The organism is Pseudomonas sp. R151218B TE3479 (genome assembly GCF_053629195.1).
The window spans coordinates 2,139,422-2,160,372 of record NZ_JBRJHV010000001.1; the positions used below are offsets into that span (position 1 = coordinate 2,139,422).

The 20,951-nt window shown below is 61.5% G+C and carries 21 protein-coding genes; 15 read left to right on the plus strand and 6 right to left on the minus strand.

The window, feature by feature from the left end:
* Positions 1-285: 285 nt before the first annotated feature.
* On the minus strand, positions 286-1,107 hold the full coding sequence (locus AB7M32_RS09460; protein WP_158455838.1) for a peptidoglycan DD-metalloendopeptidase family protein: 822 nt from the start codon (positions 1,105-1,107) through the stop codon (positions 286-288).
* 3 nt (positions 1,108-1,110) lie between these two features.
* Positions 1,111-2,490 (minus strand): exodeoxyribonuclease VII large subunit, encoded by a 1,380-nt coding sequence (gene xseA / locus AB7M32_RS09465; protein WP_454249745.1) that lies wholly within the window; start codon positions 2,488-2,490, stop codon positions 1,111-1,113.
* A 229-nt stretch (positions 2,491-2,719) separates the two neighbouring features.
* Here xseA and AB7M32_RS09470 point away from each other — a divergent pair, with 229 nt between their 5' ends.
* The 4 genes from AB7M32_RS09470 (at position 2,720) to guaA (ending at position 7,473) form a co-directional block, all read left to right on the plus strand.
* Entirely contained in the window at positions 2,720-3,487 is a 768-nt protein-coding gene (locus AB7M32_RS09470) for a sulfite exporter TauE/SafE family protein (RefSeq protein ID WP_454249746.1), read from the plus strand.
* Between the two features lie 66 nt (positions 3,488-3,553).
* Positions 3,554-4,102 (plus strand): sugar ABC transporter ATPase, encoded by a 549-nt coding sequence (locus AB7M32_RS09475; protein ID WP_072408104.1) that lies wholly within the window; start codon positions 3,554-3,556, stop codon positions 4,100-4,102.
* 244 nt (positions 4,103-4,346) lie between these two features.
* Complete coding sequence (gene guaB / locus AB7M32_RS09480; RefSeq protein ID WP_060739079.1) at positions 4,347-5,816, plus strand: IMP dehydrogenase; 1,470 nt, start codon at positions 4,347-4,349, stop codon at positions 5,814-5,816.
* A 79-nt stretch (positions 5,817-5,895) separates the two neighbouring features.
* Positions 5,896-7,473 (plus strand): glutamine-hydrolyzing GMP synthase, encoded by a 1,578-nt coding sequence (gene guaA, locus AB7M32_RS09485; protein ID WP_072408106.1) that lies wholly within the window; start codon positions 5,896-5,898, stop codon positions 7,471-7,473.
* Positions 7,474-7,680: 207 nt separating this feature from the next.
* Here the strand turns inward: guaA and AB7M32_RS09490 are convergent, their stop codons facing one another.
* Positions 7,681-8,310 (minus strand): TetR/AcrR family transcriptional regulator, encoded by a 630-nt coding sequence (locus AB7M32_RS09490; RefSeq protein WP_454249747.1) that lies wholly within the window; start codon positions 8,308-8,310, stop codon positions 7,681-7,683.
* A 104-nt stretch (positions 8,311-8,414) separates the two neighbouring features.
* Between AB7M32_RS09490 and AB7M32_RS09495 the strand changes: the two genes are divergently transcribed.
* The 4 genes from AB7M32_RS09495 to AB7M32_RS09510 all read left to right on the plus strand — a co-directional run bounded on the left by AB7M32_RS09495 (position 8,415) and on the right by AB7M32_RS09510 (position 11,684).
* On the plus strand, positions 8,415-9,308 hold the full coding sequence (locus AB7M32_RS09495; protein WP_454249748.1) for an NAD(P)/FAD-dependent oxidoreductase: 894 nt from the start codon (positions 8,415-8,417) through the stop codon (positions 9,306-9,308).
* 56 nt (positions 9,309-9,364) lie between these two features.
* Complete coding sequence (locus AB7M32_RS09500; RefSeq protein ID WP_072408112.1) at positions 9,365-9,742, plus strand: antibiotic biosynthesis monooxygenase family protein; 378 nt, start codon at positions 9,365-9,367, stop codon at positions 9,740-9,742.
* A gap of 169 nt (positions 9,743-9,911) precedes the next feature.
* Complete coding sequence (locus tag AB7M32_RS09505; RefSeq protein WP_072408114.1) at positions 9,912-10,757, plus strand: alpha/beta fold hydrolase; 846 nt, start codon at positions 9,912-9,914, stop codon at positions 10,755-10,757.
* Between the two features lie 63 nt (positions 10,758-10,820).
* Positions 10,821-11,684, plus strand: coding sequence for a class I SAM-dependent methyltransferase (locus AB7M32_RS09510; protein ID WP_454249749.1), 864 nt, complete (start codon positions 10,821-10,823; stop codon positions 11,682-11,684).
* Between the two features lie 100 nt (positions 11,685-11,784).
* Here AB7M32_RS09510 and AB7M32_RS09515 read toward each other — a convergent pair whose 3' ends face one another.
* Positions 11,785-12,696, minus strand: coding sequence for a LysR family transcriptional regulator (locus AB7M32_RS09515; protein WP_454249750.1), 912 nt, complete (start codon positions 12,694-12,696; stop codon positions 11,785-11,787).
* 101 nt (positions 12,697-12,797) lie between these two features.
* Between AB7M32_RS09515 and AB7M32_RS09520 the strand changes: the two genes are divergently transcribed.
* Both AB7M32_RS09520 and AB7M32_RS09525 read left to right on the plus strand, forming a co-directional pair.
* The gene (locus AB7M32_RS09520; protein ID WP_072408120.1) at positions 12,798-13,124 is read left to right on the plus strand and encodes a nuclear transport factor 2 family protein; all 327 of its coding nucleotides are present in this window, start codon (positions 12,798-12,800) and stop codon (positions 13,122-13,124) included.
* Positions 13,121-13,903: an SDR family oxidoreductase gene (locus tag AB7M32_RS09525; RefSeq protein WP_454249751.1), complete on the plus strand. Its 783-nt coding sequence runs from the start codon at positions 13,121-13,123 to the stop codon at positions 13,901-13,903. The genes AB7M32_RS09520 and AB7M32_RS09525 overlap by 4 nt, the downstream gene beginning before the upstream one ends.
* A gap of 142 nt (positions 13,904-14,045) precedes the next feature.
* On the opposite strand, the gene AB7M32_RS09530 is transcribed toward AB7M32_RS09525, so the two are convergent.
* A complete protein-coding gene (locus AB7M32_RS09530) occupies positions 14,046-14,657 on the minus strand; it encodes a TetR/AcrR family transcriptional regulator (RefSeq protein ID WP_454249752.1) in 612 nt (203 codons plus the stop codon).
* A 104-nt stretch (positions 14,658-14,761) separates the two neighbouring features.
* On the opposite strand from AB7M32_RS09530, the gene AB7M32_RS09535 reads away from it, so the two are divergent.
* The 3 genes from AB7M32_RS09535 to AB7M32_RS09545 all read left to right on the plus strand — a co-directional run bounded on the left by AB7M32_RS09535 (position 14,762) and on the right by AB7M32_RS09545 (position 16,780).
* Positions 14,762-15,676, plus strand: a complete 915-nt coding sequence (locus AB7M32_RS09535) for an SDR family oxidoreductase (RefSeq protein WP_454249753.1) — start codon at positions 14,762-14,764, stop codon at positions 15,674-15,676.
* Between the two features lie 299 nt (positions 15,677-15,975).
* The gene (locus AB7M32_RS09540) at positions 15,976-16,251 is read left to right on the plus strand and encodes a hypothetical protein (protein ID WP_454249754.1); all 276 of its coding nucleotides are present in this window, start codon (positions 15,976-15,978) and stop codon (positions 16,249-16,251) included.
* A gap of 4 nt (positions 16,252-16,255) precedes the next feature.
* Positions 16,256-16,780, plus strand: a complete 525-nt coding sequence (locus AB7M32_RS09545) for a helix-turn-helix transcriptional regulator (RefSeq protein WP_454249755.1) — start codon at positions 16,256-16,258, stop codon at positions 16,778-16,780.
* A gap of 39 nt (positions 16,781-16,819) precedes the next feature.
* Here AB7M32_RS09545 and treR read toward each other — a convergent pair whose 3' ends face one another.
* A complete protein-coding gene (gene treR, locus AB7M32_RS09550; protein ID WP_158455845.1) occupies positions 16,820-17,524 on the minus strand; it encodes a trehalose operon repressor in 705 nt (234 codons plus the stop codon).
* 244 nt (positions 17,525-17,768) lie between these two features.
* Here treR and treP point away from each other — a divergent pair, with 244 nt between their 5' ends.
* Entirely contained in the window at positions 17,769-19,211 is a 1,443-nt protein-coding gene (treP, locus tag AB7M32_RS09555; protein WP_454249756.1) for a PTS system trehalose-specific EIIBC component, read from the plus strand.
* A 70-nt stretch (positions 19,212-19,281) separates the two neighbouring features.
* Positions 19,282-20,925 carry an alpha,alpha-phosphotrehalase gene (gene treC, locus AB7M32_RS09560; RefSeq protein ID WP_454249757.1) on the plus strand — a complete coding sequence of 548 codons (1,644 nt, stop codon included), beginning with the start codon at positions 19,282-19,284 and terminating at the stop codon, positions 20,923-20,925.
* Positions 20,926-20,951 lie beyond the last annotated feature (26 nt).

The following is a 20,951-nucleotide window of genomic DNA, read 5'->3' on the forward strand; positions in this document are numbered from 1 at the left end:
TAACCGCGTGAACGGCGGATCGCAAGCAGTCGGAAAAAATTGAGAGAACTTCTGCTTTTGAGCGGGTTTGCGAGATTTAATCGCGCATGTTCGAGATGTCGATATTGGAAATTGCGTCGATGTTTTGAGCTTGGCAATTCACAGGCGGTGGCGATGCGGCTACCGTCATCGTGAGTAAGCTCGCTCCCACAGGGGATCTCTGTGGGTTGCATAGGGGTGTTCACAACACATCCCAATGTGGGAGCGAGCTTGCTCGCGATGAGGCCAGTAGCCCCAGCACACATCTCAGGGTTGGAAAGCACCGATGAAAATCGCCGGATCCACCCGCGCATCGTTCAGGCTGATGTTCCAGTGCATATGCGGCCCGGTCGCCCGACCCGTGGAACCGACCTTGCCCACCACGGTGCCCCGGGCCAGTTGCTGGCCGACCTTCACGTCGATCTTCGACATGTGGCAGAACATGCTGATGAAACCCTGGCCATGGTCGACGAACACCGTATTGCCATTGAAGAAGTAATTGCCGGTGAGGATCACCTTGCCGGCGGCCGGGGTCTTGATCGGTGTACCGGCGGGCACGGCGAAGTCCAGGCCGGCATGGGGGTTGCGCTCCTCGCCATTGAAGAAGCGGCGCACGCCGAACTTGCTCGACAGTGGGCCGTTGACCGGTTTGTCCAGCAGCAGGTTGCTGGGAATGTTCGGGCTGAAGCTGCGATAGGCCTTCAGTTGGACCGCCAGCTCGGCGTCGATGCGCTTGAGGTCCGCCGGGTTCGGGTTGACCTGGCGCTTGTTCTTCAGGGTGATGTGTTGCTCGGGGTATTTTTTGTAGCCGACCACGAACGGCTGGGTGGTGCCGCCACTGCTGATTTGTTGGGTGCCGGGCTGGACCGTCAGCGGGATGCCGACAATCGCCAGCCAGTTCTGCTGTTCCTTGACCACCAGCACCGGCTTGCCCTGGTAAGTGGCTTTGGGTGCCTGGGCCGCGCTGCCCAGGTCCACCACGGCCACGCCGCCGGGCACCGGCTTGTTCAACAAGCGAGTGATGTAACTGTCGGCGTGGGCATTGAAGGTCAGGCACAGCAACAGCAGTGGGGCGAGATAGCGCGGCATGAATCAGTCCAGTAAAGAAAGGGTGACTGGCGTCAGGTGATTGTCTTCGACCCGCACCAGCAGTTCGCCTTCGCCGAGCTTGGCGGTCAAGCGCTGGCCGGTCTGGGTTTGCCCGGCGCTGTGGATCGCATGGCCACGTTCGTCGAGCAAGATGCTGTAGCCGCGGCCAAGGGTCGCCAGGGGGCTGACGATGTGCAGCGTCTGCATCAGGTTGTGCAATTGCACGCGGCGCGCCTTGAGGCCTTCGCGCATCGCCCGGGGCAGGCGTTCGGCCAGGCTGTCCAGGCGCTGGCGCAGTAACGCCAGGTGTCGGCCCGGATGTTGCCCGGCCAAGCGGGTTTCCAGGCGGATCAAGCGTTCGCGGCGCGTATTGAGGCTGCGCTCGAAGGCCCGTCGCAGGCGCATGTCCAGGTCGTCGAGGCGCTGGGCTTGCTGGCGCAAGCGTTCGCCGGGATGACGCAGGCGTCGGGTGAGGCCTTCGAGGCGCAGTTGATCGCGCATCAGGCGGTCGCGCATGCGCATCACCAGCCGGCGATGCAGGCTTTCGACCCGGCGCACCAAGTCACCGGCGTCCGGAGCCAGCAGTTCAGCGGCGGCAGACGGGGTCGGGGCGCGCACGTCGGCGACGAAATCGCTGATGGACACGTCGGTTTCATGGCCGACGGCGCTGACGATTGGCGTGACGCAGGCATCCACCGCCCGGGCCACGGCTTCTTCGTTGAAGCACCATAAGTCTTCCAGCGAACCGCCGCCCCGGGCCAGGATCAGCGCATCGAAACCGCGGGCATCGGCCAGCTTCAGGGCGCGGACGATTTGCCCGGTGGCTTCGCGGCCTTGCACGGCGGTGGGAATCAAGGTCAGGGATATCTGCGGCGCCCGGCGGCGGAACACGCTGATGATGTCGCGGATCACCGCGCCGGTGGGCGAGCTGATGATGCCGATGCGTTGCGGATGAGCCGGCAACGGCACCTTGCGTTCGGCGCTGAACAGGCCCTCGGCGCTGAGTTTTTCCTTCAGGGCATCGAAGGCCAGGCGCAGGGCGCCATCGCCGGCCGGCTCCACGGTGTCGAGGATCAACTGATAATCGCCACGGCCTTCGAACAGCGAAACCTTGCCGCGCACTTTTACTGCCAGCCCATCCTTCAAGGCCTGGCGCACCCGCGCGGCATTCTGCCGGAACAGCGCGCAACGCACCTGGGCGCCGCTGTCCTTGAGGGTGAAGTACACATGGCCGGAGGCCGGGCGGGCAAGGTTGGAGATTTCGCCCTCGACCCAGATGTTGCTGAACACGTCTTCAAGCAACACCCGCGCACGGCCGTTGAGCTGGCTGACAGTCAGGACCTCGCGGTCCAGGCCCAGTCGGGCAAAGGGATCTTTAATCATGGGCGGCATGATAAGGGCATTCGCTGGTGAATCTCCATGTGTGCAAACAAATCGGATCGAGTTGCCTTCATCGCGAGCAAGCTCGCTCCCACATTTGATTTCCAGTGCGAGATAGGTCCAGTGTGGGAGCGAGCTTGCTCGCGATAGCGGTAGGCCGGTCACCACAAATGCTGGATATGCCCCGACACATCTGGCTAAAGTCCCCGCTTCGTCATCAAGGAAGTGCCGGATGAATCTTCTGTCGTGGTTGGGCCAGTGGGCATTTGCCCCCATGCAATGGCTGGTGATCGGCTCGGCCATTGCCCTGGCCTATATCGTGTTCGGCATCGCCGGGTTCGGCACGGCACTGGTGGCCGCGCCCATCCTGCTGCTGTTCATGCCATTGTCGAAGATCATCCCGCTGCTGGTCCTGCTGGATTTTGTCGCGGCCTTCGGCAACCTGTTGCCATCGCGACGGGACGTGTCCCGGCCGGAGCTGCTGCGGTTACTCCCGTGCATGGCACTGGGCTGCACCCTGGGGGTGATTTTCCTGCTCAGTCTCAAGTCCGACCTGTTGTTGCTGTTGATGGGGTTGTTCATCAGCAGCTATGCCATCTATAGCCTGTTGATAAAAACCCGGCCGACGCAGCTGTCATCGCGGTGGGCGTTTCCGATGGGCACGGTGGGCGGAATGTTCGGGGCGTTATTTGGCAGTGGTGGCTTTTTATATGCCATCTACCTGAACAGCCGCCTGCCCAAGGACCCGGCCCGGGCCACTCAAAGCGCCTTGATCAGTTGCAGCACGGTGGTGCGCTTGAGCCTGTTTATCGTCGCCGGTGTGTATGCCGAGCTACCCTTGCTGGTACTGGCGCTGTGTTTGTTGCCGGCCATGGCGCTGGGGCTGTGGGTGGGTCGTCGCCTGACCATGAGGTTGTCGCGCGAGGCGTTCGTGCGCTTGGTGACCTGGCTGGTGCTCGCCAGCGGCATTGCCTTGATCGGGCGTTACCTGAGTGCTTGACCTGGCTTGGCCAGGGATTAAGCTGCCGGCCTTTATTCGCCCCCATGGGAACCTCCAGGCCTCGTCATGAATTCGCAAAGCATCATCGTCCCGAAAATTTCCACCCTGCCGGTCCACGAGCCCCGGGCCCGGGCGATCGTGCGCTGGCTGGTGCGCAAGAACATCGTCGAAGAGCAACTGACCACCTGCGGGCGCACCGGCAATCGCATGGCCCACGCTATCGCCCCCGGTGCCCGCGACGTGGTAATGCACCCCGAAGCCTTGCCGTTCGGCGAAGCGATCAATGGCCTGGAGATCATCACCAAGCGCTGCATCTATACGCCGGCCAAGGGCTTTCTCGAAGAAGCCGGTTGCGCCGAGTGCCGCAAGGAAGTCGGCGAAGCGTTGTTCGAAAGCCTGGAAGACTGGATGCCCGCGCGCACCGACAACTTCACCTGCCCCGAGTGTGGGCACGAAGATGACATCAACGGCTTCCTGTTCCTGCAGCCCTGCGGCTTTTCCAACCTGGGGTTCATCTTCAATAACTGGCTGGAGGCGGGGTTCAAGCAGGACTTTCTCGATGAATTCGCCGATTGGCTGGATCAGCCGGTGAGTTGGGTGAGGGTGGAGTTGTAAGGGCGCCGATGAGCCAATGTGGGAGCGAGCTTGCTCGCGATGGCGTCTGGTCAGTTGGTACGATGTTGACTGATACGCCGCTATCGCGAGCAAGCTCGCTCCCACAGGGAACATGTGTTGCCAATCAGGCAATGATTTAGCCCGTCAATCAGCCCGCCAATAATAGACAGAGTTTTACATTGAGCCAGACGGGGTCCATGAGTATAATGGCGCGCTTCCATTTTCCCGCTCGGGAGCCCCCGCGATGCTGCGTATCAGCCAAGAAGCTCTGACCTTCGACGACATTCTCCTAGTGCCCGGTTATTCCGAAGTACTGCCTAACGAAGTCAGTCTCAAAACCCGTCTCACCCGTGGCATCGAACTGAATATCCCCCTGGTTTCCGCCGCCATGGACACCGTGACCGAAGCCCGTCTGGCCATTGCCATGGCCCAGGAAGGCGGTATCGGTATCATCCACAAGAACATGACCATCGAACAGCAGGCCGCCGAAGTGCGCAAGGTCAAGCGGTTCGAGGCTGGCGTGGTCAAGGATCCGATCACCATCGAGGCTGACGCCACGGTCCGGGATCTGTTCGAACTGACCCGCATGCACAACATCTCCGGCGTTCCGGTACTGCACGATGGCGACCTGGTCGGCATCGTCACTTCCCGCGACGTGCGTTTCGAGAACCGTCTCGATGCTTCCGTCCGCCAAGTGATGACGCCCAAAGAGCGCCTGGTCACGGTCAAGGAAGGCACCAACAAGGACGAAGTCCGCGAGTTGCTGCACAAGCACCGTATCGAGCGTGTGCTGATCGTCGACGACAAATTCGCCCTCAAGGGCATGATGACCGTCAACGACATCGAAAAAGCCAAGGCCTACCCGCTGGCGAGCAAGGACGACCAGGGTCGTCTGCGTGTCGGCGCTGCGGTCGGCACCGGCAAGGACACTGGCGACCGCGTCGCCGCCCTGGTCAATGCCGGCGTTGACGTGGTGGTGGTCGACACCGCCCACGGTCACTCCAAAGGCGTGATCGACCGCGTTCGCTGGGTCAAGCAGAACTTCCCTGACGTGCAGGTGATCGGCGGCAACATCGCCACCGGCGAAGCTGCCAAGGCCCTGGCCGAAGCTGGCGCCGACGCGGTCAAGGTCGGTATCGGCCCTGGCTCGATCTGCACCACCCGTATCGTCGCCGGTGTCGGCGTGCCGCAGATCAGCGCCATCGCCAACGTCGCCGCCGCCCTTGAAGGCACTGGCGTGCCGTTGATCGCCGACGGCGGTATCCGCTTCTCCGGTGACCTGTCCAAGGCCATCGTCGCCGGTGCCTACTGCGTGATGATGGGGTCGATGTTCGCCGGTACCGAAGAAGCGCCGGGCGAGATCGAGCTGTTCCAGGGCCGTAGCTACAAGGCTTATCGCGGCATGGGTTCGCTGGGCGCCATGTCCCAGGCCCAGGGCTCTTCCGACCGTTACTTCCAGGACTCCTCCGCGGGTGCCGAGAAGCTGGTGCCGGAAGGCATCGAAGGTCGCGTGCCGTACAAAGGCACCCTGAGCGCCATCATCCATCAATTGATGGGCGGCCTGCGTTCCTCCATGGGCTACACCGGCAGCGCCGACATCGAAGAGATGCGCACCAAGCCGGAATTCGTGCGCATCACCGGCGCCGGTATGGCCGAGTCCCATGTCCACGACGTGCAGATCACCAAGGAAGCGCCGAACTACCGCGTAGGTTAAGGCTTCCAGCAAAACGTTAATCACCGGGGCTGTTCATTCAGCCCCGAGTTGTTTCTGATTCACTACATGAGAATGAGTCATGGCCCTCGACATTCACGCTCACCGCATCCTGATCCTCGACTTCGGTTCCCAGTACACCCAGCTGATCGCCCGCCGCGTGCGTGAAATCGGCGTGTACTGCGAACTGCATCCGTTCGACATGGATGACGAAGCGATTCGCGAATTCGCTCCGAAAGGCGTCATCCTCGCCGGCGGCCCCGAGTCCGTGCACGAAGCCGACAGCCCGCGCTGCCCGCAAGCCGTGTTCGACCTGGGCGTGCCGGTCTTCGGTATCTGCTACGGCATGCAGACCATGGCTGAACAGCTGGGCGGCAAGGTCGAAGGTTCGGACCTGCGTGAGTTCGGTTATGCCCGCGTCGACGTGGTCGGCAAGAGCCGCCTGCTGGACGGCATCGAAGACCACATCGACGCCGACGGCCTGTTCGGCCTGGACGTGTGGATGAGCCACGGTGACAAGGTCACCAAGATGCCGGAAGACTTCCACATCCTGGCCAGCACCCCCAGCTGCCCGATTGCCGGCATGTTCAACGATGATCGCCGTTACTACGGTGTGCAGTTCCACCCTGAAGTGACCCACACCAAGCAGGGCGGCCGCATCCTGTCGCGCTTCATCCTCGACATCTGCGGGTGCGAAGCCCTGTGGACCCCGTCGAAAATCGCTGAAGACGCCATCGCCCAGGTCCGCGCCCAGGTCGGCACCGACAACGTGCTGCTGGGCCTGTCCGGCGGCGTCGACTCCTCGGTGGTTGCCGCATTGCTGCACAAGGCCATTGGCGACCAACTGACCTGCGTCTTCGTCGACAACGGCCTGCTGCGCCTGCACGAAGGTGAACAAGTGATGGCCATGTTCGCCGAGAACATGGGCGTCAAGGTGATCCGCGCCAACGCCGAAGAGCAGTTCCTGAACAACCTGGCCGGCGAGTCTGACCCGGAGAAGAAACGCAAGATCATCGGCCGCACCTTCATCGACGTGTTCGATGCCGAATCCTGCAAGCTGGACAACATCAAGTACCTGGCCCAGGGCACCATCTACCCTGACGTGATCGAGTCGGCCGGCGCCAAGAGCGGCAAGGCCCACGTGATCAAGTCCCACCACAACGTCGGCGGCCTGCCAGAGGAAATGAACCTCAAGCTGGTCGAGCCGCTGCGCGAACTGTTCAAGGACGAAGTGCGTCGCCTCGGCCTGGAGCTGGGCCTGCCGTACGACATGGTCTACCGCCACCCCTTCCCGGGCCCGGGCCTGGGCGTGCGGATCCTCGGTGAAGTGAAGAAGGAATACGCCGACCTGCTGCGTCGCGCCGACCACATCTTCATCGAAGAACTGCGCAAGGCCGACTGGTACCACAAGGTCAGCCAGGCGTTCGTGGTGTTCCAACCGGTGAAATCGGTGGGCGTGGTCGGCGATGGCCGTCGTTACGCCTGGGTCGTGGCCCTGCGTGCCGTGGAAACCATCGACTTCATGACCGCTCGCTGGGCACACCTGCCGTACGAGCTGCTGGAAACCGTTTCCGGGCGCATCATCAACGAAATCGAAGGCATCTCCCGCGTCACGTATGACGTGTCGAGCAAGCCGCCGGCGACGATTGAGTGGGAATGATGGGGCGTCCGGCATTGTCCGGCACCCATTAGCAGGAAATGCCCTGAAGCCCGCGTAATTGCGGGCTTTTGGCTTTTTGGGGAAATGCCCTGCTGGGTGCTCGATACCTTGTCGTCTTGGCAGGGAAGGGCCAGGGATCAAATCTCTTGATCAGCCAGGTTTCGTTGGGTTCTCTCGTGACGCATGAGTACTTTTTCGGGCATGGCGTTATTTTTCGTGCGCGGCGATGAACATGGCGACGGCCGCCCGGCAATAGGATTCGATTTCGATGTCGTCCTCTGCTCTGGCCTCATCGAAGCGCGCGATCATCAGGAGATCGGATCCCTTGAAAAGCGCGGCAAACAAGCGGGCGGACTGGAGAGGATCGGGCACGTTCAGAACCGCCTTCACGTGCAACTGACGCAACAGGGCCTCGATCTGGGCAATGACATAGGCGGGGCCGGCTTCGTAATGGCGCTTGCTTAACGATTTTTGATTCGTCTTGTCGGCCATGATCATGGCTTCGACACTGCGCACATCCGGGCTCAGCAACGTGCGAAGCAGGGATGTTCCCACCGCCATGAGCTGATCTGCCGCCGAACCGCCGACGCCTTCAATAAGGGCCTGCGGTGCAAACTGTTGGCAGTGGGCCGCAATGGCCGCACTGAACAGCGCCTCCTTGTTCTCGAAGTGCCGATAGATGCTGAGCTTGGATATCTTCGCCCGCTGGGCGACCTTGTCCATTGTCGTCGCTTGAAAACCCAATTCCACAAAAAGTTCGCCCGCGGCGTCGATGATCGTCTGGCCTAGCGCATCGTTGACGGGGCGGCCGCGTCGGCCCTGACTGTTTTCGCTCATAACATTCCAGTACTTGACAGTATCTAAATTCGTGAATTATGGTACTTCCTAGTTTCTTAATTGTGCAAGCGATCTCCCTTCATCACAGCGCGGAGCCCATCACCATGAATGACGTCATCATCATCGGCGGCAGTTTTGCCGGTCTTGCCGCCGCCCTGCAGCTTGGCCGTGCCCGCCGCAAGGTCACCGTTCTCGATACCGGCCTGCCGCGCAATCGCTTCGCCGACCACTCCCATGGCCTGCTCGGCCACGACCACAAGCCACCGCTGGAGATCCTGGCCGAGGCGCGAGAGCAGCTGGCGCGCTATCCCACGATCCAACTGGTCACTGCCCGCGCCGAGAGCGTCTCCGGCGCCATTGACGATTTCTCCGTCCTCACGGGCGAGGGCGAAACCCTCAAGGCGCGCCGCCTGATCCTGAGCTATGGCGTCGCCGACCAGATGCCTGAACTGCCTGGCTTTGCCGAAGGCTGGGGCACCTCCATCGTGCCTTGCCCCTATTGCGACGGCTTTGAAGTTGCCGGCCGGCATTGGGGGCTTGTCTGGTCCGGCCCAATGTCGCACAACTACGTCAGGCTGTACCACGACTGGACCGACACATTGACGGTCTTCGCCAATGGTCACGACATTCCACCCGACATCCGAGCCGATCTGGCGCGCCGTGGCATCCCTGTCGTCGATGGTCGGGTCACCGAAATCGACCATGACGAGAGTCATAACGCCACCGTCAGGCTCGACGCCGGCCCCTCTGTCGCGGTCGACATCCTGTTCGCGCATCCGCGCAACAAGCCGTCCGCACGCCTGCATGAATCGCTGGGTCTCGCCACGGTCGATACGCCCCAGGGCATCGTCCTCAAGGTCGACGAGCGCCGCGAAACCAGCGTGCCCGGCATCTACGCCGCCGGCGACCTCGCCAACCCCGCAATGCCCTCGGTCACCACGGCATCATGGCAAGGCGCGACGGCGGGCATCTTCGCCCAGCAGTCGATGCTGGTTTGAGATCAAGCAGCATCGATCACGCCAATTCCAACTTCACAATAGACGCGAGTGCCACCATGGAAGTCCTGAAGAAATTCAAGCCGCTAGACGATAAATTCCCGCTTGAGCGCCAACTCGGCATCTCGGCCGCGCCAATCGTACTTATCAACATATTCACGGTCGGTTCCGCCGACGAAGCGGGCTTCCTGGACGCCTTCAAGGCGGCAGGCGAAACCCTGAAGCAGCAGCCGGGCTTCATCTCCACCCAACTGCACCGAGCGATCGGTGATAGCCCGACGTTCCTGAACTATGTGGTGTGGGAGTCCACCGAGACGCTCCGCGATGCCTTCGCTCGTCCCGAATTCGTCGCGAAGGTTTCGGCCTATCCGTCATCCGTCGTAGCCACCCCGCACTTGTTCCAGAAGGTTGCCGTCCCCGGCTTTTGCACGGCCTGACTCCAGAAATATGGCAAGGCGCGATGGCGGGTACCTTCGCCCAGCAGTCGGTGCCGGCTTGAGAGCACAGATTGGAGATGAGCATGGAGGCGCACATGTCCAAGACCAGAAAAACCGAAGCCAGCATCAGCATTCTCGCCCGACCACTCTTGAAAAAAGGCTGACACACATGGAGTTCGAACACGTCACTTTCGACCTGCCACACGGCACCTTTCATGCGCTGAAGGGGGGGGATCCCGATGGTCAACCGACGATCGTCTTGCACGGTTTCCCGGATCATCCGCCGACCGCGAAGCCCTTCCTTGCTGAGCTCGGCCGCCGTGGCCGTCACGTCATCGCACCCTGGCTTCGCGGTTACTCACCGTCCCCGACTGCGGGCCCGTTCGACTTCGCAGCCCTCACCAGCGACGTGCTCGCGCTGATCGACCGCTGGTCTCCGGGGCGAGCCGTGGAGTTGATTGGCCACGACTGGGGCGCCCTGATCACCTATGACGCCTGCGTCACCGCGCCGGAGCGGATCGAACGCGCGGTCGCGCTCGCAATCCCTCACCCACTCACGTTCATGAGCCGGCTGACGCGCCCCGCTCAACTGCGTCGGAGCTCGTACATGGGGCTCTTTCAACTGCCTGGAAGCGGCTGGATCGCCACCGCCCGCGATCTCGCCTTCATCGACCGCCTCTGGCGTCAGTGGTCGCCCGGCTTCTCGCTCGATCCCGCTCTCAAGGCAGAGCTACACGATCATCTGCGCAAGAGCATGCCCGCGCCCCTAAAATATTACCGGGCGATGCTGCGCCCCGGCATGATTGGGGCGACGCGCCGCATGTCTCAGCCGATCACGGTGCCCCTGTTGCAGCTTCACGGTGCCAACGACGGCTGCATCCTCCCCGCGCAGGTCGACGACCGACATCGGTTCGCCGCCCCGCACGCGATGGAGATCGTCCCCGGCGTCGGTCACTTCCTGCACATCGAGGCCCCTGAGGCGATCGCGGAACGGATCGCGGCATGGGCCAAGTAGCGTCCTTTCCTTGCCTCGATCAAAGGGTAGCTGGTTAAGAACGAATCAAAACGAGGAGATGTCATGACAGAGCAAAAAGCCTCTCAGGTCGCCGACTGGAATGGCCAAAGCGGAGAGTACTGGGCCGCCAACCAGGCCCGGCTCGACGCCATGTTTGCGGTGTTCGGCCAGGCCGCGATCGAAGCCGCCGCGCCCGCCACGGGGGAACGCGTGCTGGACGTCGGCTGCGGTGCGGGCGCGTCGAGCCTGGCTCTGGCCGCCCGCGTCGGCGCGGGCGGCCATGTACTTGGCGTGGACATATCCGAACCGCTGATCGGCCGAGCGCGCGCACGGGCGCCCCAGGATACGTCGGCCCAGTTCCGGGTAGCCGACGCCAGCCGCGCCGAGCTGCCCGAGGGCGCGTTCGACATCTTGTTCTCGCGTTTCGGAGTGATGTTCTTCGACGATCCGACAGGGGCGTTCGCCCATATGCGACGCGCGCTCCGGCCGGGCGGGCGGGTCGCTTTCGTCTGCTGGCGCGGCGTGGCCGAGAACGATTGGGTTCGCCTGCCGATGGGCGCGATCAAGGGCATCGTCCCACTGACCGCACCGACCGATCCCGAAGCGCCCGGCCCATTCTCGTTCGGCGACCGGGGGCGGGTGACACGCATCCTGACGGCGGCCGGCTTCACCGGTATCACTATCGCGCCCTTCGATGCTTCCATCCCGTTCGGCGAGGGCGGGACGCGGGACGCGGCTATCGACGACGCGGTGAAGATGGCGTTCGAGGGCGGCCCATTGTCGCTTGTACTCGCTGATCAGCCCGACGACATCCGCGCCCGCGCCTGGGCCGCGGTTCGTGCCGCCTTCGCGGGCCTCTCCGGCGAGCGGTCGGTGATGATCGACGGCGCGGCGTGGATCGTCATGGCATGCAATCCGGCAAGCTGACAGGGTGCTGGCGGTAAAAGCCGTCATGAACCGGAGGAAAAACCTCGATGCTTACCGACACCGCACTGCGTAACTTCAAGTCAAAGTCCAAGACGCTGCCCTAGAGCTGATCGAACGGTTTTCGATCCAAGAGACAGTCGATGAACGCCCCGAGGAGGGCGGGTCGATGCTGGCGGCTCGGATAGTAGAGGAACAGCCCCGGGCGTGAAATCGACCAGTCCGGCAGGACCTGGACCAGCCGTCCCTGGGTCAAGAGCTCGCCCACGCCATCTCGCTCGAAGTGATAGGCAATGCCGAGCCCGTTCAGCGCAGCAGCAATGCCGATGTCGGCATGATTGGTGACGACGGGGCCGTCCACCGCCACTTCGAGTCGCTGCCCTCGTTTCTCGAACTCCCAACGATATTGCCTGCCGTCCATCTGGAGCCGCCAGTTGATGCATGTATGGTCATGCAAATCGGCAGGTGACTTGGGGGTTCCTCTGCGCGCGATATAGTCCGGGGAGGCCACGGCGACCATGTTCAGGTCCGGCGTGAGGCGCACGGCAACCATGTCTTTCTCGAGCTGGCCACCCACGCGGATGCCCGCATCAAAGCGGCCAGAGACGATATCGGCGAGCGCGTCGTCGACCACGATGTCGAGAACCACGTCAGGGTGTGCTTGATGGAAGCGTGAAAGCCGGGGCGCGATGATGGTCCGCGCTGCGATCCCCAGCGTGTTGATGCGAAGCGTGCCGCTCATCTGTCCTGTCGCCTCACTGGCTTGGGCGACTGCAGCAGCCATCTCCCGAAACAATGGCGCTATGCGTCTGTAGAGCAGTTCGCCACTGGCCGATGGCGCGACGCTTCGAGTTGTGCGATTCAGAAGGCGAGCGCCGATGCGGCCTTCGAGCTGCCGGATGGTCTGGCTGAGTGCCGACGGCGATAGGCCCAAATGCTCTGCAGCTCGGGCAAAGCTTTGGCGCTCCACGACGGCTACGAAAGCCTTCAGTTCAGCGAAGTCGGATCCACGCATTCTGTATCATTTCCTAAGCAACCTATAAAGATTCTAGTGTATTCACTGAATTCAGGTAGACGCGCATCCTGAGGCCTTCGCTGACCCCATGGAGCCAAAACTTGAATACCTTGACCCTTCCTGAGCCTATTGCCGCGTACTTCGCGGCCGAACACAACCCCGACGCCTTGGCGCGCTGCTTCACCGCGCAAGCCGTCATGAAGGACGACGGCCGTACCTACACGGGCGTCGACGCCATCAAGGCCTTTATGGCCGAGGCATCGGCCAAGTACAGCGCGACGAGCGTGCCGTTCGCCATTGAGGGAGAGGACGGCTTTCAAGTTGTCCGCGCCAACGTCACCGGCAACTTCCCGGGCAGCCCGATCGTTCTGTCCTACCGCTTTCGCCTTGAACGCGGCCTGATCGCATCGCTGGAGATCACGGCATGAGCTTCGACCTTCATCTGAATGGCCTGCGGACATTGGTCACCGGCGGCACGCTGGGCCTTGGCGCTGCCGTCGTGAAAACCCTTGTGGAGGCCGGCGCTCGGGTGGCGACATCCGCGCGCACCCTGCCAGCGGAGCCGGTGGCGGGCGTCAACTACGTGGCTGCCGATCTGTCGACGGCGGAAGGTGCGAATCACCTTGCTCAGACCGTCCTGCAGGACTGGGGCGGCGTCGATATCCTGATCAACGTGCTCGGCGGTTCGCACACTCCCGGTGGCGGTTTCGCCGCGATCAGTGATGAGCACTGGTTCGCCGAGCTGAACCTGAACTTGATGCCTGCCGTACGCCTGGATCGTGCGTTGCTGCCAGCGATGCTGGCTCAGGGCTCCGGCGTCATCATCCACGTCAGCTCCATCCAGCGCGTGCTGCCTTTGCCCGAGTCCACCACCGCCTACGCCGCAGCCAAGGGGGCCCTCACGACCTATAGCAAGTCTTTGGCGAGAGAGGTGACGCCGAAGGGCGTTCGCGTGTTGAGCGTTGCGCCGGGCTGGATTGAGACCGAGGCTTCCGTAGCGTTTGCGCAGCGGATGGCGGCGGACGCCGGAACGGATTACGAGGGCGGCAAGAAAATCGTCATGGATTGGCTGGGAGGAATTCCAGTGGGCCGACCGGCCACACCACAAGAGGTGGCCGATTTGATCGCTTTCCTGGCGTCCCCACGGTCTGCTTCGATCGCAGGGGCCGAGTATCGGATCGACGGCGGCACCGTTCCGACAGTTTAGCCAACAGCCGCGACCGGCTGAACACTGGCCCCGTGACCTCGCAGCATGACCCGGCGTACGCCGAGGCTTTTCCCGAACCGGACGTGGCAGATCTGCCGCGTCCGGTATCAATGTCCACCCGCAAACGCCCCCGTCGCTACAGTCAAAGCTCTGTTTTCAAACTGTCAAAGGCGTCCTGCAGGAACTTGGCCACCGGCTTTCGCTGGCCGGTCTGATCCCGCCACGCCTGAAGCGCGAGTCTCATCGCACCGACGGACACCACAGCCACCATCCGAAGGGCCAACCGCCGCTCAGGCTGCCGCCAGACCTCACACAGCGCGTTGAACAGCGCTTGTTCCTGTTGCGCGTAGTACGCCTGCTTGCGCGCAAGCAGCGATTCGCTCGAACGCATGAGATTGTCCACGGCTGTCATCTGCTCGGTCGTATAGCGCGCGATGTGCTTGACCATCACATCGCGAACAGCATCGAGTGGCGGTACGTCGGGCGATGTCTTCAGCAGATCGGCAATCAGCCTGGCCGAATCGGCGTCCTGCCAGAACAAGATGATGTCGTCCTTCGATTTGAAGTACGAGAAAAACGTGCGGCGCGAGATACCAGCCGCTGCAGCGATGGTGTCCAGCGTTGTGCCTTCGTAACCGTTGGCGAGGAACAAGCGCTGGCCGGCCTCGGCGATGCGCTGGCGTGTTTCGCGGCGCTTGCTTTCCCGCAAGCCTTCTGTGGGTGCTGCATCTGCGGGGGGAAAGGATTCTGACATTCCGATGGCCTATTGCATTTCTGCACTGAGTGCAGCAAAGTTAGCACTAAGTGCATATTTATATGCACCTAGTGTATGTTCCGACTTCTCGGCAGGCAAGGATCATGACCCACTGGACAGTTTCCGACATCCCTTCCCAACGCGGCCGTACGGCGGTCGTCACCGGTACTGGCGGCCTTGGCTTGCAAGACGCGCTGGCGCTGGCCCGTGCCGGTGCGAATGTCATCATCGCCGGTCGAAATCCGTCGAAAGGCGCCGCAGCAGTCGATCAGATTCGCCAAAGGGTTCCCGGCGCGAATGTGACTTTCGGGGCACTGGACCTCGCCAGCCTCGAGTCCATCGAGTCGTTCGGCGAGCGTCTGCGAAGTTCGCGCGACAGCCTGGACTTGCTGATCAACAACGCGGCAGTGATGGCGCCGCCGAAGCGTGAGGTGACTTGCGACGGATTCGAGTTGCAGTTCGGCACGAACTACCTGGGTCACTTCGCCTTGACTGCTCAACTGCTGCCGCTGCTGCGCAAGGGCAACAAGCCCCGGGTGGTCAGCCTTTCAAGCGTCGCCGCCCGAAGCGGCACGATCGACTTCGATGATCTGCAAGCTCAGCGCAGCTACAAGCCGATGCCGGTTTACAGCCAATCGAAACTCGCTTGCCTGATGTTCGCCCTTGAATTGCAACGCCGCAGCGATGCTGGGGGCTGGGGCATCCAGAGCGTCGCTGCTCATCCTGGCATTTCGCGCACCGATCTGTTGCCCAATGGCGCCGGCGCACGGAGCGTTCCGGGCATGGCTCGTCGTTACATGTGGTTCCTGTTCCAGCCGGCGGCGCAGGGGGCGTTGCCGACCCTCTTCGCCGCGACGTCACCGCAGGCACAAGGCGGTGGCTATTACGGCCCGGACAGGCTCGGCGAAACACGCGGCTATCCGGCCATTGCCAAGGTTCCTGCGCAAGCACTGGACACGAGCGTCGCTGCGAGGTTGTGGCTTGAGTCGCAAGGGCTTACGGAAGCGGTCTTTCGTTAAACCAACCGTGCATAAATACATTGCCTATGCTTCGCGACTGCCAATCGCGCCTACATACCGTGGCAGTACTGGGAGGGTGGTGCCGTCATCTTTCGCTACGATTACCCGCCTTGGAGCGCGCCAGGAAGCGCTTATCATCGGCTGCAGCCCTATGGGTATTTCACCGGCATGGTTCACGGAGACTTGTCGCATGCCAATCAATTTTGCCTTTTTGAGACGCTGCTGAGTGCGGCTGTTTGAAAGAAGAGTGGGTTGTCATTTGACAACTCTGCGGGTCATGCGAATACTGGAGATCACGGATGATTCGTCCAACGCACCCGAAGAAAGAGATCGAAGACGCGCTCAGGCATGCCGAAGGGCGCGGGTGGCGCATAGAAGTCGGCGGCGGTCACGCCTGGGGAAGGATTTATTGCCCCTACAACGACATGGAGTGCCGTTGTGGCGAGTTCTGCATCACATCGATATGGAGCACGCCGAAGAGTCCTGGCAACCATGCGCGAGCGTTGCGACGCGTCGTGGACAATTGCTCGACGCATCGCAATCGGCGCGATGCGGATTACGATGCTAAGGAATAGAACAATGGAATTCACCTTTACCTTGAAATATCAGCTTGCTGACGATGGCTGCGCTGCGGATGAACTGGTCGAGCGGCTGGGTGAAGCGGGCTGCGATGATGCCTTGGTAGGCATCGGGCAGCCGGGGCGGCTTGCGCTTGAGTTCACTCGCGATGCGCCTGACGCGGTTGAAGCCGTACTTAGTGCGTTGGGTGACGTTCGCCGCGCAGTGCCATCGGCCAGACTGATCGAGGTTGCGCCTGATTTAGTCGGGCTGACCGACGTAGCCGAGATTGTCGGTGTATCTCGGCAAAACATGCGCAAGTTGATGTTGGCTCATCCGGGCAGCTTCCCAGCGCCCGTGCACGAGGGGAGTACATCCATTTGGCACTTGGCGGACGTCCTGGCCTGGTTGCAGGCCAAGGGTAGCTATTCGCTGGCCAAGAACGTGTTGGACGTGGCCCAGGTGGCTTTGCAGGTCAACGTTGCGAAAGAAGGCCGGCGGTTACCGGGCTTGCCTTTCAAGGGGCTGGAAGCTTTGGTTGGATGACATGCTTGTGGCGTCGCTGACCGGGGATTCCACACGACTTCAGCGCCGCGCCACATCCGAAAAATAAAACTTATCCAGGGTATGCCGTGATTCGGTGTACTCGAACTGTCGGCCGTCCTGGAGAAAGGTCTGGTTGCTGACCACGATGACGTGGCTTTGGCCGTCGAGGTCCAGATGTTGCTGGTCGTCCTTGCCGCAGCGAACCGCTTCGATGGTGCGCTGGGCATAGGCGATTTGCAGCTGCAGGGTCTGTTCGATGAAAGCGTAGATCGAGCGCTCGGCGATGTCGCGGGTCAGGCCGGGGATCACGTCGCTGACGAAATGGTTGATGTCCAGGATCACCCGTTTGCCGTCGATTCGTCGTACCCGCTTGATGCGCGTCACCTGGCTGCCGGCGGGTGCCTTGATGTGCTCGAGCAGGGCACCTTCCAGGGGCATCTGGCTGAATTCGACCACATCGGTGCTGACGTCGTCGCCCAGGCGCGGGTACGTCTCCTGGAAGCTGACGATGCCGCCGAGCTGGAATTCGATGGGGGAGGTCGACAGCACGAAGGTGCCCTTGCCGTGGATCTTCTGGGCAAAACCACGTTCCTGAAGCTGTTCGATGGCCTTGCGCACGGTGCCTCGACTGGCCTGGTAGCTGTCCATCAGTTCGGTTTCCGAAGGCAAGCGGGCGCCACGCTCCAGGCGTTCAGTGGTAATGCTGGTCAGCAGATCGTTGTAGATCCGGTTGTATTTACTCATGGAGAGGGCTCTGTACCGCGCTGTTCACCGGGGCGGAACCTTAAGGGCCAAGTGGGGGATTTGTCCATTCGGCTGTCATTATTTGATGAGAGGAGCGTAGGACGTTTCCTTTTTTCAGGGGGGCATCATAAACAATTTCAAAACTCGTCTGTACGAGTTGTTGATTTAACTCGTACAGACGAGTACTTTCCCTTCCACGTGCTGTCGACTCTCAATAACAAGAATGACGCGGAAGAAAAAAAGCATGAGCCACGACTACTCCAAAATCGCCAGTGAGCTGCTGCAAAGCCTCGGTGGCGTCGACAATATCGAGCAAGCAGCCCATTGCGTGACGCGCCTGCGCCTATCCCTCAAGGACGCCGCCCGGGTGAACAGCGCAACGCTGAACCAGATCGACCTGGTCAAGGGCTCGTTTTTTACCGGCGGGCTGTTCCAGGTAGTCATCGGCCCAGGCGAAGTGGAAAAGGTCTACGCCGCCCTGCGGGAGCTGACGGGGCTGGCCGCCGCGACCATTGCCGATGTCAAGCGCCAGGGCGCGCAGAAGGGCAACGGCATGCAGCGCCTGGTACGGGTGCTTTCCGACGTGTTCATGCCGATCCTGCCCGCCTTGGTGATCGCCGGCCTGTTGATGGGCGTCAACAATCTGCTGGGGGCCAAGGGCATGTTCATTGCCGGCCAGACGTTGCTCGACGCGTATCCGAACCTGGACGGTGTCTGGAGCCTGATCAACCTGATGGCCAACACCTCCTTCGTCTTTCTGCCGGCCCTGGTGGGCTGGTCGGCGGCCAAGCGTTTTGGCGGCAGTGAAATCCTCGGCATCGTGCTGGGCCTGATGTTGGTCCACCCGGACCTGCTCAACGCCTGGAACTACGGCAAGGCCGTGGCGGGGCTGGACGGCCAGAGCCTGCCCTATTTCGATATCTTCGGCTGGTTCCGGATCGAAAAAGTCGGCTACCAGGGGCAGATCCTGCCGATCCTGCTGGCGGCCTATGTCATGAGCGTGATCGAGAAATGGTTGCGTGCCAGGGTGCCCAACGCCATCCAGCTGCTGGTGATTCCCATCACCACCATTGTGGTCACCGGGGTGCTGGCCCTCGCCATCATCGGGCCGGTTACCCGGCACCTCGGGATCCTGATCACCGAAGGCATGGTGGCGCTGTTCGACCTGGCGCCGGTGATTGGCGGGGTGATTTTCGGCCTGCTCTATGCGCCGCTGGTAGTCACCGGCATGCACCACATGTTCCTGGCGGTGGACCTTCAGTTGATCTCGACCCAGGGCGGGACCTTTATCTGGCCGATGATCGTCATGTCCAACCTGGCCCAGGGTAGCGCGGCGCTGGCGGTGTTCTACATGACCCGTAATGCCCGGGACAAGAGCATGGCGTCCACCTCGGCGATTTCCGCTTACTTCGGCATCACGGAACCGGCGATGTTCGGGGTCAACCTGCGCTACAAATTCCCCTTTTATTGCGCCTTGGCCGGTTCGGCCCTGGGCTGCATTTTCCTCTCGTTGAACAAGATCAAGGCCTCGGCCATTGGCGTGGGGGGCTTGCCGGGTTTCATTTCGATCATTCCCGACGCCATACCCATGTTCGTGATCGGCATGGTCATCGCCATGAGCGTGCCCTTTGCCCTGACCTGCGCGTTGAGCATGAAGATCGTCCGGCCCGGGTATCGCGTCGCCTGACCTCCATGTAGCCGGGCTGCCTGCAATGAAACCTGCGGGCCAGCATCCAACAGATTGAAGGAATCTCGCCATGCAAGACTGGCAACGCTCAGTGATCTACCAGATTTATCCAAAGAGTTTCTACAGCCACGGCGGCCAGGCCACCGGTGATTTGCTGGGCGTCGTGGACAAGCTCGACTACCTGCACTGGTTGGGAGTCGATTACCTGTGGCTCACCCCGTTCCTGCGTTCCCCGCAACGGGACAACGGCTACGACATCAGCGATTACTACACCATTGACCCCAGCTACGGCACCATGGCCGATTGCGAGTTGTTGATCGCCGAAGCCAACAGGCGCGACATCAAGCTGATGCTCGATATCGTCGTCAACCACACGTCCATCGAGCATCCCTGGTTCCAGGCTGCTCGCAGCAGCCTCGACAACCCGTACCGCGATTTCTATATCTGGCGCGACCAGCCCAACAGTTGGGAATCCAAATTCGGCGGTTCTGCCTGGGAGTACGAAGCACAGACCGGCCAGTATTACTTGCACCTGTTCGACCACACTCAGGCCGATCTGAATTGGGACAACCCGCAAGTGCGCGCCGAAGTGTTCAAGATGATGCGCTTCTGGCGGGACAAGGGCGTGGGGGGCTTCCGTCTCGATGTGATCAACCTGATCTCCAAACCGGCCGACTTTCCTGACGATCACACCGATGGCCGACGTTTCTATACCGATGGCCCGAACGTACACCGCTATCTGCAGGACATGCACCGGGAAGTCTTCGAAGGCTTCGACCTGATCAACGTTGGCGAGATGTCGTCCACCAACCTTGAGCACTGCGTTCGTTACTCGTGCCCGGAATCACGGGAGTTGTCGATGACCTTCAACTTCCATCATTTGAAAGTGGATTACCCGAACCTGCAAAAGTGGGTGCGGGCCGACTTCGACTTTTTAGAGCTCAAGCGCATTTTGTCCGACTGGCAGACCGGCATGCAGGCCGGTGGCGGCTGGAACGCACTGTTCTGGTGTAACCATGATCAGCCGCGGGTGGTGTCGCGTTTCGGGCAAGACGGAAAGTATCGGGTGGTCTCGGCGAAGATGCTTGCCACCGCGTTGCACTTTCTCCAAGGCACGCCTTTCGTGTACCAGGGCGAGGAACTCGGGATGACCAATCCGGGCTTCGATCACATCGATCAATACCGCGATGTGGAAACCCTGAACATCTACCGCCTCAAGCGCAACGCCGGAGTGCCTGAAGCCGAGGCCATGGCGCCGATCATGCAAAAGTCCCGCGACAACGGGCGCACGCCGATGCAATGGACTGCCGGGCCGAATGCGGGTTTCAGCCGTGCCGAACCCTGGATCGACGTACCCGCCAACGCGGCCTTCATCAATGTCGAACAGCAACTGCAAGACCCTACCTCGGTACTGCATTACTACCGTCGCTTGATTGCCCTACGTCGCAGCGAAGCCCTGATCCAGGACGGGGTCTATCGTCTGCTGCTGCCCGAGCATCCCCATGTGTGGGCGTACCTGCGCGAAGGCCAGGGCGAGCGCCTGCTGGTCGTCAGCCACTTTTACGGTGGCGACTGCGAAGTCCAGTTGCCCGAAGGGATTCTCTCCGGCGACACGAAGCAACGCTGGGTGATCGGCAACTACGACCGCCAACACCGTGAGCGACGATTGTTTCTACGCCCCTACGAGTCGTTCGTGCTGCACCTGAGCGACTGAATAAACGTCATTTCTGACCCAGGCAT

What these genes read in the sequence shown, in the direction of transcription:
- guaB (WP_060739079.1), top strand. Translation starts at nt 4,347, where the DNA reads ATGCTGCGTATCAGCCAAGAAGCTCTGACCTTCGACGACATTCTCCTA.
- treP (WP_454249756.1), top strand. Translation starts at nt 17,769, where the DNA reads ATGAGCCACGACTACTCCAAAATCGCCAGTGAGCTGCTGCAAAGCCTC.
- treR (WP_158455845.1), bottom strand. Translation starts at nt 17,524, where the DNA reads ATGAGTAAATACAACCGGATCTACAACGATCTGCTGACCAGCATTACC.
- AB7M32_RS09475 (WP_072408104.1), top strand. Translation starts at nt 3,554, where the DNA reads ATGAATTCGCAAAGCATCATCGTCCCGAAAATTTCCACCCTGCCGGTC.
- AB7M32_RS09510 (WP_454249749.1), top strand. Translation starts at nt 10,821, where the DNA reads ATGACAGAGCAAAAAGCCTCTCAGGTCGCCGACTGGAATGGCCAAAGC.
- AB7M32_RS09500 (WP_072408112.1), top strand. Translation starts at nt 9,365, where the DNA reads ATGGAAGTCCTGAAGAAATTCAAGCCGCTAGACGATAAATTCCCGCTT.
- AB7M32_RS09535 (WP_454249753.1), top strand. Translation starts at nt 14,762, where the DNA reads ATGACCCACTGGACAGTTTCCGACATCCCTTCCCAACGCGGCCGTACG.
- AB7M32_RS09490 (WP_454249747.1), bottom strand. Translation starts at nt 8,310, where the DNA reads ATGAGCGAAAACAGTCAGGGCCGACGCGGCCGCCCCGTCAACGATGCG.
- AB7M32_RS09460 (WP_158455838.1), bottom strand. Translation starts at nt 1,107, where the DNA reads ATGCCGCGCTATCTCGCCCCACTGCTGTTGCTGTGCCTGACCTTCAAT.
- AB7M32_RS09505 (WP_072408114.1), top strand. Translation starts at nt 9,912, where the DNA reads ATGGAGTTCGAACACGTCACTTTCGACCTGCCACACGGCACCTTTCAT.
- xseA (WP_454249745.1), bottom strand. Translation starts at nt 2,490, where the DNA reads ATGATTAAAGATCCCTTTGCCCGACTGGGCCTGGACCGCGAGGTCCTG.
- AB7M32_RS09540 (WP_454249754.1), top strand. Translation starts at nt 15,976, where the DNA reads ATGATTCGTCCAACGCACCCGAAGAAAGAGATCGAAGACGCGCTCAGG.
- AB7M32_RS09515 (WP_454249750.1), bottom strand. Translation starts at nt 12,696, where the DNA reads ATGCGTGGATCCGACTTCGCTGAACTGAAGGCTTTCGTAGCCGTCGTG.
- AB7M32_RS09470 (WP_454249746.1), top strand. Translation starts at nt 2,720, where the DNA reads ATGAATCTTCTGTCGTGGTTGGGCCAGTGGGCATTTGCCCCCATGCAA.
- AB7M32_RS09495 (WP_454249748.1), top strand. Translation starts at nt 8,415, where the DNA reads ATGAATGACGTCATCATCATCGGCGGCAGTTTTGCCGGTCTTGCCGCC.
- treC (WP_454249757.1), top strand. Translation starts at nt 19,282, where the DNA reads ATGCAAGACTGGCAACGCTCAGTGATCTACCAGATTTATCCAAAGAGT.
- AB7M32_RS09545 (WP_454249755.1), top strand. Translation starts at nt 16,256, where the DNA reads ATGGAATTCACCTTTACCTTGAAATATCAGCTTGCTGACGATGGCTGC.
- guaA (WP_072408106.1), top strand. Translation starts at nt 5,896, where the DNA reads ATGGCCCTCGACATTCACGCTCACCGCATCCTGATCCTCGACTTCGGT.
- AB7M32_RS09530 (WP_454249752.1), bottom strand. Translation starts at nt 14,657, where the DNA reads ATGTCAGAATCCTTTCCCCCCGCAGATGCAGCACCCACAGAAGGCTTG.
- AB7M32_RS09525 (WP_454249751.1), top strand. Translation starts at nt 13,121, where the DNA reads ATGAGCTTCGACCTTCATCTGAATGGCCTGCGGACATTGGTCACCGGC.